Raw genomic sequence first — 14,457 nt, 5'->3', positions numbered from 1 at the left:
CGGGAGGCTACGAATGCGTCGGCGTGTTCCAGAGGTCGGTCCAGACGACGTCGAGCTCGCGCGCCAGGGCCCGCACGGTCGACAGCGACATGCCCACGACCGTCGAGGGGTCGCCCTCGACCCGCTCGATGAACGCCCCGCCGAGGCTGTCGACGGTGAAGGCCCCGGCCACCTGCAGCGGCTCGCCGCTGGCGACGTAGGCGGCGATCTCGGCGTCGGTCGCATCGGCGACGAACGACACGGATGCCGCGGCCACGGCGTGCGCCTCGCGCGGCGCGGCGCCGGGGGTCAGGCGGAACACGCTGTGCCCCGAGTGCAGCACCCCGGTGCGGCCGCGCATCGCGTGCCAGCGCGCCGTGGCGACCTCGGGGGTGTGGGGCTTGCCGAGGATCTCGCCGTCGAGCTCGAACATCGAGTCGCCGCCGATCACCAGCCCGTCGAAGCCCGGCTCGTCGGCGGCCAGGCGCGCCGCGACGTCGGCGGCCTTCCGGCGGGCGAGCACGAGCACGTGCTCCTCGGGGGAGAGCGTGCGCTGCTCGTGCGACTCGATCGCGGCGATCACGGCTTCCTCGTCGACCTGCGGGGCCAGGCTCACCGGCTCGATCCCCGCCTGCCGCAGCAGCATGAGACGGGCGGGCGAGGTGGAGGCGAGGCACACGCGCATCCCCCCACCGTACCCACCCGCAGCTTTCGCTCCCGCCCCGGGCGCGGCGCGCGGGGAGCGGTGTGGGAGAGTCGGAGGATGGATGCCGGAGACCTCATCGACCTCGACGTCACCGCTGTCGCCCACGGCGGCGTGTTCGTCGGGCGCCTGCCCGACACCGCCGCCGACGCGCCCGAGCACGGCGGGGGGCGGGTCGTGTTCGTGCCCGATGCGATCCCCGGCGAGCGGGTGCGCGTGCGGCTGACCGACACCAGCAAGCCGAGCTTCTGGCGCGGCGACGTGCTCGAGGTGCTCGCGGCGTCGCCGCACCGCCGGCCGCACGTCTGGCGTCCGGCCGACGTCGACACGCCGCCCGAGCTGCGCCCCGGCGGCGCCGACTTCGGCCACATCGACCTCGACCACCAGCGCACGCTGAAGACCGAGGTCATTCGCGACGCCCTGCAGCGCATCGGCGGCGTCGAGCTGCCCGTCACGATCGAGGCCGCCCACCCGGCGCGGGATGCCGACGGCACGGTGCTCGCCGAAGAGAGCGCCGACGGGCTGGGCTGGCGCACCCGCGTCAGCCTGCACGTCGACGCCGAGGGCCGCGTCGGCCCGTACGCCGCGCGCAGCCACCGGGTCATCGAGGTCGACGAGCTGCCGCTGGCGACGCCGGCGATCGCCCGCGCGGCCCTGCGCCGCCACGGCGGCGACCCGGGCCGCCTCGACCTCGTGCAGCCGGCCGACGGGCGGGTGCGCACCATCCCGCGCGCCGAGGCCCCCGCCCCGCGCGGACGGCGCCGCGGCGGACCCTCCCGCGTCCCCACCGACCCCGCCGCCCGCGAGACGATCGTCGAGACGGTCGCCGGGCGCCCGTTCCAGGTCGACGCCGGCGGGTTCTGGCAGGTGCACCGCCTCGCGGCGACCACACTGACGGATGCCGTCGGCGACGCGCTCGACGGTCTCGTCGACCCCGCCGCGCACCACCTCGACCTCTACGGCGGCGTCGGGCTGCTCGCCGCCGCCATCGCCGGCCTCGGCGGTGCGGGCACCCGGCTCACGTCGGTCGAGTCCGACGCGCGCGCCACCGACCACGCGGGGGAGAACCTCGCGGAGTGGGTGGGCGCCCGTGCCGAGACCGGCCGGGTCGACCGCTGGCTCACCGAGCTCACCGCCTCGGCATCCGCCGCGCAGCGTGCCCGACTGTCGGCCGGTGTCGTCGTGCTCGACCCGCCGCGTGCCGGCGTGGGGCGCGAGGTCGTCGACCTGCTCGCGGGACTGCATCCCGCCCACGTCGTCTACGTCGCGTGCGACCCGGTGGCGCTGGCGCGCGACCTGCGCACCTTCCAGGGGCACGGCTACGCCGCCCGCTCGGTGCGCGCGCTGGATCTGTTCCCCCATTCACACCATGTCGAGGCGGTCGCCGTCCTCTCGCCGTTAGGCTGAGCGCCATGACGCGCTTGGCCCTCATCGACGATCACGAGTCGGTGCGCCTCGGACTCGAGTCCGCCTGCGCGCGGGTGGGCGGCATGGACGTCGTGTTCTCGGGGTCGACGGTGCGCGACTATCTCGCGTGGCGCACCTACTCGGCCTCGCAGCCCGCCGACGTCGTGGTGCTCGACCTCACCCTCGGCGACGGCAGCACCGTCACCGAGAACGTCACCCGTGTCATCCGCGACGGCTCGCCCGTGATCATCCACAGCGTGGCCGACCGCCCCTCTGCGGTGCGCGAGGCGCTCGCGGCGGGCGCCGCCGGCGTGATCAGCAAGTCGTCGCGCACCGACGACGTGCTCGGCGCGATCCGCGTCGTGGCCCGCGGCGAGCCGCTCGACAACGTCGAGTGGGCCAGCGCCGTGGAGGGCGACCGCGCCTTCGCCGATGCGCAGCTGTCGGCGCGCGAGCGCGACGTGCTGCGCCTGTACGCCGCCGGCCTGCCGCTGAAGGCCGTCGCCGAACGACTCGGCATCGCCTATTCGACCGCGAAGGAGAACATCACGCGCGTGCGCGTGAAGTACGTCGAGGTGGGACGCCCCGCTCCGACCAAGGTCGATCTCCTCCGTCGGGCGATGGAGGACGGACTCGTCGACGAGAGTCCCGATGAGCACTGAACCGGCCCCGGGGCTCATCGACCCCGACGTGCGCCGCGCGCTCAGCGGCATCTCGGCAGGCGCCGCCAACTTCACCCGGGCGCGGATGGAGCGCATCCTCGAGGTCGTCGTCGGCGCCGGGTCGGCGCTGCTGGGCCTGCAGGCGTTCTTGAACGCGGTCAACTCGCGGCAGGAAGACCCGACGTGGCACGTGGTGCTGCTCGTGGTGACCTTCGTGCCGCTGGTGGCCATGGTCGCCGCGCTGCTGATCGGCCGGGCGGTGCGCGTGGCGTGCCGCGTGTTCGCCGTGGTGCTGCCGGTCGTGCTGATCGCGTGGCCGTTCGCCACCGCGGGCCGCGAGCCGGGGGTCGACGCGCCGTGGGTCTGGTACCTGCTCAACGTGGCCTCCGCCGCGACGGTGTTCGCCTTCGCGGTGCCGCTGCAGATGGTCTGGGCCGTCGCCGTTCCGGCGCTGTTCGTGATCGCCCGCCTGGTGCAGCTGGGCTTCGATCCGAACCAGCTCGTGCTGGTGCTGCTCAACGGCATGTTCGCGATGATCCTCGCCGGCGTCATCATCGCGCTCGGCATGATCCTGCGCTCGGTGGCTGCCCAGATCGACCGCAGCCGGCGCGAGACCGTCGCGTCGTATGCGGCGGCGGCGGCCGCGGATGCCGCGGAGAAGGAGCGCATCGAGGTGGCGGCGCTCATGCACGACAGCGTGCTGGCCGCCCTCATCGCCGGTGAGCGGGCCGAGACGCCGCGCGAGGAAACCCTCGCCGTCGCGATGGCCCGCGAGGCGCTGACCCGCCTGGCCAACGCCGACCGGGATGCCGGGGAGGGGTCGGACGAGCCGGTGGGGGTCGCCGATGTCGTCGCCCGCCTGCAGTCGGCCCTCGACGACTTCCACGTGGCGCTCACCGTCGAGCTGGTCGGCGAGGACACCGGACTGCGCATCCCCGGCCGTGTCGCCGGTGCGCTGGTGCTCGCCGCGACGCAGGCGATCGCCAACTCGGTGCAGCACGCCGGCGCGGCCGGCATGGAGGTGCAGGTGCGGGCGCAAGCGAGGACCCTCGGCATCCGGGTGTCCGACCGCGGACCGGGCTTCGACCCCGCCTCCGTGCCCGACGACCGCCTGGGCATCCGCGGGTCGATACACGCGCGGGTGGCCGCCGTGGCCGGCCGCGCGGTGATCCGCAGCGGCGCCGCCGGCACCGTCGTCACCCTCGACTGGGTGAGGCCGTCATGAACGGCGGCATCCGGCCGCTGCTGTCGTGGCTCGCCGTCGCCTTCACCGCGTACCTCACCGTGGGCGGCCTGCTGTGGACCGAGCCGGTCGACCAGCCGCTCGTGGCCGTCGCCTCACTCGCCTGCTACCTCATCACGACGCTCGTCTGCATCTTCTGGCCCGACGGCAGCGCCCCCGGGCCGGCGGCGGTCACCGGCGACCTCGGTCACCGCTCGCTGCTGCCGCTGTGGGCGGCGCTGCTGGCACTCGGGGTGGCCGTGCTCGTGCCCAACGCGACGTGGTTCGCGGTGGGCCCCGACGCCCGCCTCGAGGGCTTCGCCACCTGGAGCCTGGGCGGCATCGGCGCGCTGATGGCAATCCTCGTGGTGCGCGGGCGCACCGTGTTCGCGTGGATCGGCGTCGCGATCGTGGTCATCGAGGCGATCGTGTGGATCGGCCTCGCCGACGCCCTGTCGCTCGGCGCCGTCGGCGCCGTGCTGTGGGTGGGGGTGGCCAACCTCGTCACGGGGCTCGTCGGCCGCGCCGCGCGCGACACCGCCGAGCTCACCCAGCTGCAGCGGGCCGCGTCGGAATGGCTGGCCTCGCAGGAGGGCGGGCGGCGCGAACGCCGCGCCCAGGTGCAGCGGGCGCTGGCGATCGCCGGCCCGGTGCTGGCCCGGGTGATCGAGGCCGAGGGACGCCTCGACCCCGCGGAGCGCCAGCGCGCCCACCTGGCCGAAGGGGCGCTGCGCGACGAGCTGCGCGCCTCGCGGCTGCTCGATGACGAGGTGCGCGCCCAGCTCGACGCCGCGCGGCGTCGCGGCGCGGTCGTGTCGGTCACCGACGAGGGCGGCCTCGACGGCCTCGACGGCAGTGAGCTCGGACTCATCCGCGCGCGGCTGGCGCAGGCGCTGGCGGCGGCGTCGTCGGAGCAGGTGTTCGTGCGCACCTCGACCCACGGCGACACGGCCGTCACGGTCGTCGGACGCTCGCGCGGCGGCGACGGCGAAGACGTCGTCGACCTGTGGCACGAGATCGAGCGCACCACGCCGGTGCTGCCGTCGCCGGATGCCGAGGGTCCCGCCCGCGACTGATCGCGTGCCGCGGTGACGGCGGGGGAGTCCGTGGTGGGGCGCTCCCATCGCGCCCGTCGGGGCTCTCGCCGGGATCGGCGGAGGGCCCGGATGCCGCACGCGCCGGCATCCGCTGCGGCCGAAGCCGCTGGAAGGCGAGGGGCGGCGAAGCCGCCCGCCCCTCGCCGCGCGAGTGGTTACCCGAAAACCGACTCGCAAGGGGCCGGAGCCACCGGAGACCGATGGCCGGCCGAACGCAGAAGCGTTCCAGCTCTCATAGTCTCGCCCGCGGGAAGGCTCTTGTCTGTAGGTACTTTGGGGGACATCTGCCCGACCTCCCTCGGGGGCGCCGAGCCCCGGCATCCTTCGGCAGGGAATCGGGGTCCCGATCGACGGGCTCGGGGCGCGTGAGCCCGTCGCTCGCGACCCCGATCCAGCACGCCGAGGGCCTTGAGCGCCCGGGGCCTCGGGCGGACGCGCGCCCCCGGGGCGTGGTCAGGCCGAGTGCGGGCCCCAGCCGAGGTCGCGGCGCAGCGGCGGGCGCGGCGCGGTCGCCGTGATCTGCCAGGCCGACCGGCGCGGCTGCTCTTCGGCCACCGCGGCGCGGGTCTCCTGCAGGTAGGCGGCGGTGGCGACGGAGACCACGGCGGCGAGTTCGTCGTCGTCGGCGTGGCCGCGCACGAGGTCGACCCGGACGATGCGCCCGGGGTCGGCGGGGTCGACGGCGGCGTCGTCGCTCACAGCGGGATGTTCCCGTGCTTCTTGGCCGGCAGGCTCGCGCGCTTGCCGCGCAGCGACCGCAGCGCCTTCGCGATGGCGACGCGGGTCTGGGCCGGCTCGATGATGCCGTCGAGCTCGCCGCGCTCGGCGGCCAGGAACGGGGAGGCCACGTTGTAGGTGTACTCGCTCGCCAGGCGCGCGCGCACCGCGGCGACGTCCTCGCCGGCCTCCTCGGCCTTCTTCAGCTCGCCGCGGTAAAGGATGTTGACGGCGCCTTGCCCGCCCATGACGGCGATCTCGGCGGTCGGCCAGGCGAGGTTGATGTCGGCGCCGAGCTGCTTGGAGCCCATCACGATGTAGGCGCCGCCGTAGGCCTTGCGCAGGATGACGGTCACCAGCGGCACGGTGGCCTCGGCGTAGGCGTAGAGGAGCTTGGCGCCGCGGCGGATGACGCCGGTCCACTCCTGGTCGGTGCCGGGGAGGTAGCCGGGCACGTCGACGAGGGTGACGATCGGCACGCTGAACGCGTCGCAGAAGCGCACGAAGCGGCTGGCCTTCTCGCCGGCGTCGATGTTGAGCGTGCCGGCCATCTGCGAGGGCTGGTTGGCGATGATGCCGACCGTGCGGCCCTCGACGCGGCCGAAGCCGATGACGATGTTCGGCGCGAACAGCGGCTGCACCTCGATGAACTCGCCCGCGTCGACCACGTGCGAGATCACCTGGTGGATGTCGTAGGGCTGGTTGGGGGAGTCGGGGATGACGGTGTTCAGCGACCGGTCGGCATCCGTCGTCTCGAACTCGAAGTCGGTGTCGTACTGCGGCAGCTCGGACAGGTTGTTGTCGGGCAGGTAGCCCAGCAGCGTGCGCACGTAGTCGATCGCGTCGTCTTCGTCTTCGGCGAGGTAGTGGGCCACGCCGGAGCGGGTGTTGTGCGTGTAGGCGCCGCCGAGCTCCTCCATGCCGACGTCCTCGCCGGTGACGGTCTTGATGACGTCGGGGCCGGTGACGAACATCTGGCTGGTCTTGTCGACCATGACCACGAAGTCGGTGAGGGCGGGGGAGTACACCGCGCCGCCGGCGGCGGGGCCCATGATGAGCGAGATCTGCGGGATGACACCGGAGGCCTGCGTGTTGAGGCGGAAGATCTCGCCGTACTTGCCGAGGGCGACCACGCCCTCCTGGATGCGGGCGCCACCGGAATCGAGGATGCCGATGATGGGCATGCCGCCGCGCAGCGCCAGCTCCATCACTTTGATGATCTTCTCGCCCGCGACCTCGCCGAGCGACCCGCCGAAGGTCGTGAAGTCCTGTGCGTAGACGGCGACCGTGCGGCCGTGGATGGTGCCGGTGCCGGTGACGACGGAGTCGCCGTAGGGGCGCGCGCGGTCCATGCCGAACGCGGTGGTGCGGTGGCGCACATACTCGTCGAGCTCGACGAACGAGCCCGGGTCGACGAGCATCTCGATGCGCTCGCGGGCGGTGAGCTTGCCCTTCGCGTGCTGCTTCTCGAGTGCCGCGGCCTCGGCGTCGACCACGGCCGCCTGGTAGCGGGCGCGGAGGTCGGCGATCTTGCCGGCGGTCGTGGACATGTCGGGCGCGTCGGTCACGCGTTCCACCCTAGCGAGCCGCTTCCGGCGAACGTTGGCGACAAGCCACAACGCCGGCGGCCATCCGCTGTGGCCTTCCCTCCAACCCTCCGCGCCTGCGGCGGCCTGCGGCGGCCTGCGGCGGCCCGCGGCGGCCTGCGACGTGCGGTGGGCGTGCGCGTATCGTGGCGGCATGACCCTTCCGCCGCTCGGTTACCCGCTCGCCGCCGCCGTCACCCCGCGGCTGCATCTCATCGACTCGACCCCGTCGACCAACGCGAAGCTGCTCCACGACGCCGAGGTCGACCCCGACGCGCACCCGCACCTGGCCGCCGTCGTCACCACCGACCAGACCGCCGGCCGCGGCCGCCTCGATCGCAGCTGGGTCACCCCGCCCGGCTCGGCGCTGGCCATCTCGGTCGTGCTGCGGGTCGCCGCTGTCGCCGACGCCGACCGCGGGTGGATCCCGCTGGTCGCCGGCGCTGCCATGGCCCGCGCCGTCGGCGCGCAGCTGGACGGGGCGGGGCTCAAGTGGCCCAACGACGTGCTGGTCGGGGAGGGCGCCGCGGCGCGCAAGATCAGCGGCATCCTCGCCGAGGTGCTGCCCGGCGACCCGCAGACGGTCGTGGTCGGGGCGGGCGTGAACACGGCGATGACCGCCGAGCAGCTGCCGGTGGAGACGGCGATGTCGTTCGCCGTGCTCGGGAAGACCTCCGACGACGACCGCCTGCTCGCCGACTACCTCACCGGCCTGCGCGACCTGATCGCCGAGCTCGCCCTCGGCGGCGGTGAAGCGGTGCGCGGCGCCGTCGAGGCGCAGTGCCGCACCCTCGGCACCGAGGTGACGGTGTCGCTTCCCGACGGCACCACCACCGGCGGGCGCGCCGTGCGCCTCGACCCGGCGGGCCGACTGGTGCTCGAGCGCGAGGGCGTGGAGAGCGTCGTGGCGGCGGGCGACATCGTCCACGCCCGCTGACGACGCACCGCCCGAACGCCCCCGAGCGCCCCCGCTGACGCGGGTTCTGGGCGTGCCGTCCCGGCCGGTGTCGGGGCCCTGACGCACAATGGTCTCGTGACGCAGCCGACCGCCTACACCGGCCGCCCGCTGACGCCCATGCCAGGCGCGGCGCCGACCGAGCTGCGCCTCGTGCGCCTCCGGCGACACGCCCGCCGCTTGTTCTGGTCGGCTGTCGTGCTGATCGCCGCCGCCGGTGCGGTGGGCTTCTTCACCGGCAACCTCCCCGCTCCCTTCGAAGACTGGATGCTGTGGAGTGCGGCCGGCGCTGCCGTGCTGCTGCTGGTCGTGCTGCCGTTCGCCCGCTGGTACGCCCACACCTACACCGTCACCACGCGCCGCGTCGTCGAGCAGTCGGGCCTGCTCGGCCGTCACCGCACCGAGATCAGCCACGCCCGCGGCTACACGATCGCCGAGCGCCGCGGTCCGGTGCAGCGGATGTGGGGCACCGGCACGCTCACCCTCTCCAACGGCCTCGACGCGCCACTGCGCATCCGCGACGTCGCGTCGGTGCGCCTCGTGCACGAGGTGCTCGCCGACCAGGTCGAGGTCAGCCAGATCCTCGCGCACCGCGACGCGCAGACCACGCCGACCACCGTCGTCCCCGAAGACTGACCGGGTCGGCATCCGTGCCGTCCTCCTGACAGGATGGATGCCGGAAGGGAGCGGTATGGCACTGCGCGTCGGAATCGTCGGAGGTGGGCAGCTGGCCCGCATGATGATCGCCCCGGCGGTCGAGCTCGGGCTGCAGGTGCGCGTGCTGGCCGAGGAGCCCGGCATGTCGGCGCAGATCGCCGCGACCGCGACCGGTGACTACCGCGACCTCGACACCGTCCGCGCGTTCGCGCAGGACGTCGACGTCGTCACCTTCGACCATGAGCACGTGCCGCAGGACGTGCTGCGCGCCCTCGTCGCCGAGGGCGTCGAGGTGCACCCGGGGCCGGACGCCCTGCAGTACGCGCAGGACAAGATCGCCATGCGCACCCGGCTGGCAGAACTGGGCGTCCCGCAGCCCGACTGGGCCGCCGTCGCCGACGCCGCGCAGCTCGACGAGTTCCTCGCCGCGCACGGCGGCCGCGCGGTCGTGAAGACCCCGCGCGGCGGCTACGACGGCAAGGGTGTGCGCGTCGTGGCATCCGCCGCCGAGGCCGACGACTGGCTCGACGCGCTCGCGCCGGGCGGGCAGCTGCTCGTCGAGGAGCTCGTCGATTTCACGCGCGAGCTCGCGCAGCAGGTCGCACGCCGCCCCTCGGGAGAGCTGGCCGTCTACCCCGTCGTCGAGACGGTGCAGCGCGGCGGCGTCTGCGCCGAGGTCATCGCGCCCGCGCCGCGCGGTGCGGGGCGGCTGGCCGAGGTCGCGGCATCCATCGGCACCGCCATCGCCGAAGGGCTCGGCGTGACGGGGATGCTCGCCGTCGAGCTTTTCGAGACCTCCGACGAGCGCCTGCTCATCAACGAGCTCGCCATGCGTCCGCACAACAGCGGCCACTGGACGCAGGACGGCGCGGTCACCTCGCAGTTCGAGCAGCACCTGCGGGCCGCGCTCGACCTGCCGCTGGGAGACCCTACGCCGCGTCAGCCCTGGGCGGTCATGGTGAACATCCTCGGCGGGCCGGCCGAGGACGCGCTCGAAGACCGGATGCCGGCGGCCCTGGCCGCCCACCCCGCCGTCAAGGTGCACACCTACGGCAAGGCACCGCGCCCCGGGCGCAAGGTCGGCCACGTCAACGCCGTGGGCGACGACCTCGACGCCGTCGTCTACGAAGCCCGGGCCGCGGCCGCGTTCTTCGGCGACTGACCGCGTCACCTGCGGGCATCTTCCAGCCGGGCCGCCTACCCTGGACCGGTGACAAGCGCCCTCCACTCCTCTTCCGAGCCGCTGGTCGGCGTCGTCATGGGTTCCGACTCGGACTGGCGCGTCATGAGCGACGCGTCGCAGCTGCTGAGCGATTTCGGGGTGCCGCACGAGGTGGAGGTCGTCTCGGCCCACCGCACGCCCGACAAGCTGCTGCGCTACGGGCGCGAGGCCCGTGGCCGCGGCATCCGCGTGATCATCGCCGGCGCCGGGGGTGCAGCGCACCTGCCGGGCATGCTGGCCTCGGTCACCGCCCTCCCCGTCATCGGCGTGCCGGTGCAGCTGGCCACGCTCGACGGCCTCGACTCGCTGCTGTCGATCGTGCAGATGCCCGCCGGCATCCCGGTGGCCACCGTCTCGATCAACGGCGCGAAGAACGCGGGCCTGCTGGCCGCGCGGATCATCGGCGCCGGTGACGACGCCCTCGCCGACCGCGTCGAGCAGTACGCCCGCGACCTCGAGTCGCAGGTCGAGGAGAAGAATCGGCGGCTGAAGGAGTCGCTGTGAGCGTCACCACCCCGCCCCGCGCCCGGCCGTCCGGATCCACTCCCGCCGCGCCCTCCCTGTCGTCGGCGGGGGCGCTCGACGAGCGGCCGATCCGGCATCCGAACACCCGATCGCCGCAGGTGATGACGCGTCGGGCCTGGTGGCTCGTCGCCCTCAACTTCCTGCTGCCGGGCTCGGCGCAGGTGCTCGCCGGCAACAAGCGGCTCGGACGCATCGGGCTCGGCGCCACGATCGCCGTGTGGCTGCTGGCCATCGCGGCGCTCGGCACGTTCCTCGTCGCGCCGACCGTCATCTACTCGCTGTTCACGCTGGGGTGGGTGCTGCTGCTCGTGCAGGTGCTGCTGCTGGCCTACGCCGTGCTGTGGGTCGTGCTCACCATCGACACGCTGCGCCTCGTGCGCCTGGTGCGCACCCGGCCCCGCGCCCGCGCGGGCATCGCGATCCTCGCCATCGCCGGCACCGTGCTCGCCAGCGGCACCGCCGTCTACGGCGCCCAGCAGCTGCTGGGGCCCGCCCGCGAAGCGCTCGGATCGATCTTCGCCAACACCGCCCCGCCGGTGCCGCCGTCCAACGGCTACTACAACTTCCTGCTGCTGGGTGCGGACTCGGGGCTCGGCCGCGACTCCATGCGCTTCGACAGCATCTCGGTGGTCTCCGTCAACGCCACCTCGGGCGCCGTCACCATCACCGGCATCCCGCGCGACCTGCAGAACGTGCCGTTCTCGGACGGGCCGATGAAGGAGCGCTACCCCGACGGGCTCGAAGGTCACGCCTCGCGCACCTGCGGGTGGGCCGCCGGCATCAACCAGCTGATGAACGCCGTCGAGACGTGTCAGCCCGACCGCGGTGCCGGCATCTACCCGGATGCCGCGGCGAACCACTCGACGCCGGCCGTCGAGGCCACCCGCGACGCCGCCGAGGGCGTCATGGGCATCGAGATCCCGTACTACGTGTTCGTCGACATGAAGGGCTTCGCCGACATCGTCGACGCGCTCGGCGGCGTGGACATCACCGTGCAGGAGCGCCTGCCCGAAGGCGGCGGGCCCTCGTACGAGGGACAGTCCGCCGAGGACTGGGCCAGCGGCTGGATCGAAGCCGGTCCGCAGCACATGGACGGCGACACCGCCCAGTGGTACGCCAGGTCGCGCTACACGACCAGCGACTGGGACCGCATGCGACGTCAGCGAGAGCTGCAGCAGGCGATCCTCGCCCAGGCCAACCCGACCAACGTGCTCTCCCACTTCAACGAGATCGCCGCCGCCGGCGAAGACCTCGTGCAGACCGACATCCCCGCGTCGCTGCTGTCCTTCCTGGTCGACATCGCGCTCAAGTCGAAGGAGCAGCCCGTGCAGACCCTCGAGCTCACGCCGCAGGGCGCCGGCATCAACCCCGACAAGCCGAGCGCCGACGACTGGGTGCGCATCCGCGAGCTCGTCGATGCCGCGCTCTACCCGCCCACCCCGACCCCCACCCCGGACTCATGACCGCGGTGCTGCGGGTCGTGCTCGACCAGGTCGTCACGCCGGTCGAGGCCGATCTGGCGACGGCCTCGCGCGAGCTGGGGCGGGCGCTCGTCGCCGCCGCGCCCGCCGGATGCCGCGTCGAGGCCATCGTGCCCTCCGGCGGCACCGTCGACGTCACGGCGGACGTGCCCGGCGTCGCCGACGTCACGCGCACCTCGTTCGCGCGACGCGAGCTGTCGGCGGCATGGCAGCTCGGCGTGCCCGCGGGCACCTCGGGCGGGCTCATCCACTCGCCGACGCTGATGGCGCCGCTCGTGCGCCACGACCGCGTGCACGACAGCGACCAGACGGTGGTCACCGTGTGGGACCTCTCGCCCTGGCTGCACGCCGACGAGATGCCCAAGCCCGCGGTCATGTGGCACCGGGGCATGCTCAAGCGCGCCGCGAAGCACGCGGATGCCGTCGTCGTGCCCACTCACGCCATGGGAGCCCGGCTCGTCGAGATCGAGCCGCGTCTGCGCGACCGCGTGCGCGTCATCGCCGGCGCCGCGCCCCGCGGCTTCGCGGTGCCCACCGACGAGGTCGGCCGCCGTCGCGCCCTCGACCTCCCCGAAGGCTTCCTGCTGGTCGCCGGCGGGCCGGGAGCCGCAGACGGCCTCGCCGACGCGTTCGCCGCCGTCGTGGCATCCGGGGTCGACCTGCCCGTCGTGGTGCTCGGCGCTCCGGCCGGCACCGAGCCGGCGGTCGTCGAACTGGCCGAGGCCGCCGGGCTGGCCGCGGCTCGCGTGCACGTGCGCGGCGACCTCGACGACGCGGACCGGGCCGCGGTGCTCGGGGGAGCGGTGGCGCTTCTGGCCGCCGGCACGCGGGAGGCCTTCCCGTGGCGGGTCGTCGAGGCGCTCACCGTAGGCGTGCCGGTCATCGCGGTGTCGACCGAGGTGCACCGCGAGGTGCTCGTCGACGGCGGCGTCATCGTGCCCACCGCCGACGGCCTCGGGGCGGCGCTGTCCGACGCGCTGGCCTCGGCCGCGTCGGTGGAGCGGCTCGGCGTGCTCGCCGCCGATCGCGGCCGCGCGTTCTCATGGCGCGGCGCCGCCGAGCAGGTCTGGTTGCTGCACGCGGACCTCTGAGACGTCCCTAGGCTGTCTTCATGAGCGCTCGCGTGGGAATCGTCGTCCGCACCGTCGACAGGCCCGACTTCCTCCGACGAACTTTCAAGGATATTTCGTCACAGAATTTCGATGACTGGCGCGTGGTGGTCGTCGTCGACGGCGGAGAAGTCGACGCCGTAGCCGCGGTGGTGGCTGAGGCGTCGTGGGGCGACCGTGTGAGAGTGATCGCGACGACCGCTCCGGGTGGTCGGTGCGCCGCGGCCAATGCCGGAGTCGCGGCGCTGGACACGGAGTACGTGGTTCTGCACGACGACGATGACTTCTGGCATCCCGACTTCCTGCGGAGGACCGTGGCGCGGCTGGACGAGTCCCCGGCTGAATCGGGGGTCGGGGTGACGACAGCCATCGTCTATGAGACCTTCAGAGACGGTGCGTGGATCGAGACCGAACGAGTCCCTTTCTGGGAAGGCCTGGACTCTCTGCGACTGATCGATCTCGTCGAGGTCAACCGCGCGGTCCCGATCTCGGTTCTCTACCGTCGCTCGCTCCATGACGAGGTGGGGCCGTATGACGAGACGCTGGACGCGGTGGAGGACTGGGAGTTCTACCTTCGCGCACTCGCACGACACAGATTCGGCTTCATCGCCGGTGAGCCCCTCGCATTCTGGACGCAGCGACCGGACGCCCACGGGGCGGAGGGCAACAGCATGTTCGCTCTCGATCACCTGCATCGTCGCGACGACCAGGAAGTCCGTGAGCGTGCGTTGCGCGCGTGGATCGCGGACAACGGCATGGGCCTGCCTCTCTACATCGCACAGGTGGAACAGCGGATTCGAGCGGAAGTGCGCCGGGAGATCGAGCTGGCCTTCGAGCGTCAGCGCGCGGACATCCGCCAGGACATCGATTCTCACCAACCCGTGTGGTCGCGGCTTCGGCGTCTGCGGCGACGCCTCCTTCCGCGCAGGAGGTAGTGCTCCCAGGGTCCGCCGACGCGGGGTCACCCGGCGTGTGTGTCATCGTGGATCGTTCAAGCGGCGACAATGGAGTCGTGGTGTGCGAGCGAACAGTCCGAAGAGTCCCCCGCCGATTCAGCGTTGCGGGGGCACTACTTCTCGGTGCTGTCGTCGTCAGCGCGGCCCTGAGTGCCTGCGCGCCGACGCCCGCCTCGGAG

The 14,457-nt window shown here is 73.3% G+C and carries 14 protein-coding genes; 11 read left to right on the top strand and 3 right to left on the bottom strand.

What is annotated here, in order from left to right; genetic code table 11:
• Positions 1 to 7 precede the first annotated feature (7 nt).
• Positions 8 to 664: a Maf family protein gene (locus N3K63_RS00670; RefSeq protein WP_261578036.1), complete on the bottom strand. Its 657-nt coding sequence runs from the start codon at positions 662 to 664 to the stop codon at positions 8 to 10.
• Between the two features lie 78 nt (positions 665 to 742).
• On the opposite strand from N3K63_RS00670, the gene N3K63_RS00665 reads away from it, so the two are divergent.
• From N3K63_RS00665 to N3K63_RS00650, 4 genes are read left to right on the top strand one after another with little or no spacing between them, the layout of a single operon-like run.
• On the top strand, positions 743 to 2,089 hold the full coding sequence (locus N3K63_RS00665) for a class I SAM-dependent RNA methyltransferase (RefSeq protein ID WP_261578035.1): 1,347 nt from the start codon (positions 743 to 745) through the stop codon (positions 2,087 to 2,089).
• 5 nt (positions 2,090 to 2,094) lie between these two features.
• Positions 2,095 to 2,751 carry a response regulator transcription factor gene (locus N3K63_RS00660; protein WP_261578034.1) on the top strand — a complete coding sequence of 219 codons (657 nt, stop codon included), beginning with the start codon at positions 2,095 to 2,097 and terminating at the stop codon, positions 2,749 to 2,751.
• Positions 2,741 to 3,976: a sensor histidine kinase gene (locus N3K63_RS00655; RefSeq protein WP_261578033.1), complete on the top strand. Its 1,236-nt coding sequence runs from the start codon at positions 2,741 to 2,743 to the stop codon at positions 3,974 to 3,976. Before N3K63_RS00660 ends, N3K63_RS00655 begins: the two co-directional genes overlap by 11 nt.
• Positions 3,973 to 5,049 carry a hypothetical protein gene (locus N3K63_RS00650; RefSeq protein ID WP_261578032.1) on the top strand — a complete coding sequence of 359 codons (1,077 nt, stop codon included), beginning with the start codon at positions 3,973 to 3,975 and terminating at the stop codon, positions 5,047 to 5,049. The genes N3K63_RS00655 and N3K63_RS00650 overlap by 4 nt, the downstream gene beginning before the upstream one ends.
• A 474-nt stretch (positions 5,050 to 5,523) precedes the next feature.
• On the opposite strand, the gene N3K63_RS00645 is transcribed toward N3K63_RS00650, so the two are convergent.
• Both N3K63_RS00645 and N3K63_RS00640 read right to left on the bottom strand, forming a co-directional pair.
• On the bottom strand, positions 5,524 to 5,769 hold the full coding sequence (locus tag N3K63_RS00645; RefSeq protein ID WP_261578031.1) for an acyl-CoA carboxylase epsilon subunit: 246 nt from the start codon (positions 5,767 to 5,769) through the stop codon (positions 5,524 to 5,526).
• The gene (locus N3K63_RS00640) at positions 5,766 to 7,337 is read right to left on the bottom strand and encodes an acyl-CoA carboxylase subunit beta (RefSeq protein WP_261579146.1); all 1,572 of its coding nucleotides are present in this window, start codon (positions 7,335 to 7,337) and stop codon (positions 5,766 to 5,768) included. Before N3K63_RS00640 ends, N3K63_RS00645 begins: the two co-directional genes overlap by 4 nt.
• Positions 7,338 to 7,527: 190 nt before the next feature.
• Here N3K63_RS00640 and N3K63_RS00635 point away from each other — a divergent pair, with 190 nt between their 5' ends.
• From N3K63_RS00635 to N3K63_RS00605, 7 genes are all read left to right on the top strand, one after another.
• Positions 7,528 to 8,310: a biotin--[acetyl-CoA-carboxylase] ligase gene (locus N3K63_RS00635; RefSeq protein WP_261578030.1), complete on the top strand. Its 783-nt coding sequence runs from the start codon at positions 7,528 to 7,530 to the stop codon at positions 8,308 to 8,310.
• A 96-nt stretch (positions 8,311 to 8,406) separates the two neighbouring features.
• Complete coding sequence (locus N3K63_RS00630) at positions 8,407 to 8,964, top strand: PH domain-containing protein (protein ID WP_261578029.1); 558 nt, start codon at positions 8,407 to 8,409, stop codon at positions 8,962 to 8,964.
• A 55-nt stretch (positions 8,965 to 9,019) separates the two neighbouring features.
• A complete protein-coding gene (locus tag N3K63_RS00625; RefSeq protein ID WP_261578028.1) occupies positions 9,020 to 10,147 on the top strand; it encodes a 5-(carboxyamino)imidazole ribonucleotide synthase in 1,128 nt (375 codons plus the stop codon).
• Positions 10,148 to 10,243: 96 nt separating this feature from the next.
• Entirely contained in the window at positions 10,244 to 10,711 is a 468-nt protein-coding gene (gene purE, locus N3K63_RS00620) for a 5-(carboxyamino)imidazole ribonucleotide mutase (RefSeq protein ID WP_261579144.1), read from the top strand.
• Positions 10,708 to 12,195, top strand: coding sequence for an LCP family protein (locus N3K63_RS00615; RefSeq protein WP_261578027.1), 1,488 nt, complete (start codon positions 10,708 to 10,710; stop codon positions 12,193 to 12,195). The genes purE and N3K63_RS00615 overlap by 4 nt, the downstream gene beginning before the upstream one ends.
• A complete protein-coding gene (locus N3K63_RS00610) occupies positions 12,192 to 13,304 on the top strand; it encodes a glycosyltransferase (protein ID WP_261578026.1) in 1,113 nt (370 codons plus the stop codon). The genes N3K63_RS00615 and N3K63_RS00610 overlap by 4 nt, the downstream gene beginning before the upstream one ends.
• A 20-nt stretch (positions 13,305 to 13,324) precedes the next feature.
• A complete protein-coding gene (locus N3K63_RS00605; protein ID WP_261578025.1) occupies positions 13,325 to 14,257 on the top strand; it encodes a glycosyltransferase family 2 protein in 933 nt (310 codons plus the stop codon).
• Positions 14,258 to 14,457 lie beyond the last annotated feature (200 nt).

Origin of the sequence: Microbacterium festucae, assembly GCF_025421715.1 — a bacterium.
In the GTDB taxonomy this organism is placed as follows: domain Bacteria; phylum Actinomycetota; class Actinomycetes; order Actinomycetales; family Microbacteriaceae; genus Microbacterium; species Microbacterium festucae.
This window is presented reverse-complemented; position numbering and strand designations above follow the sequence as displayed.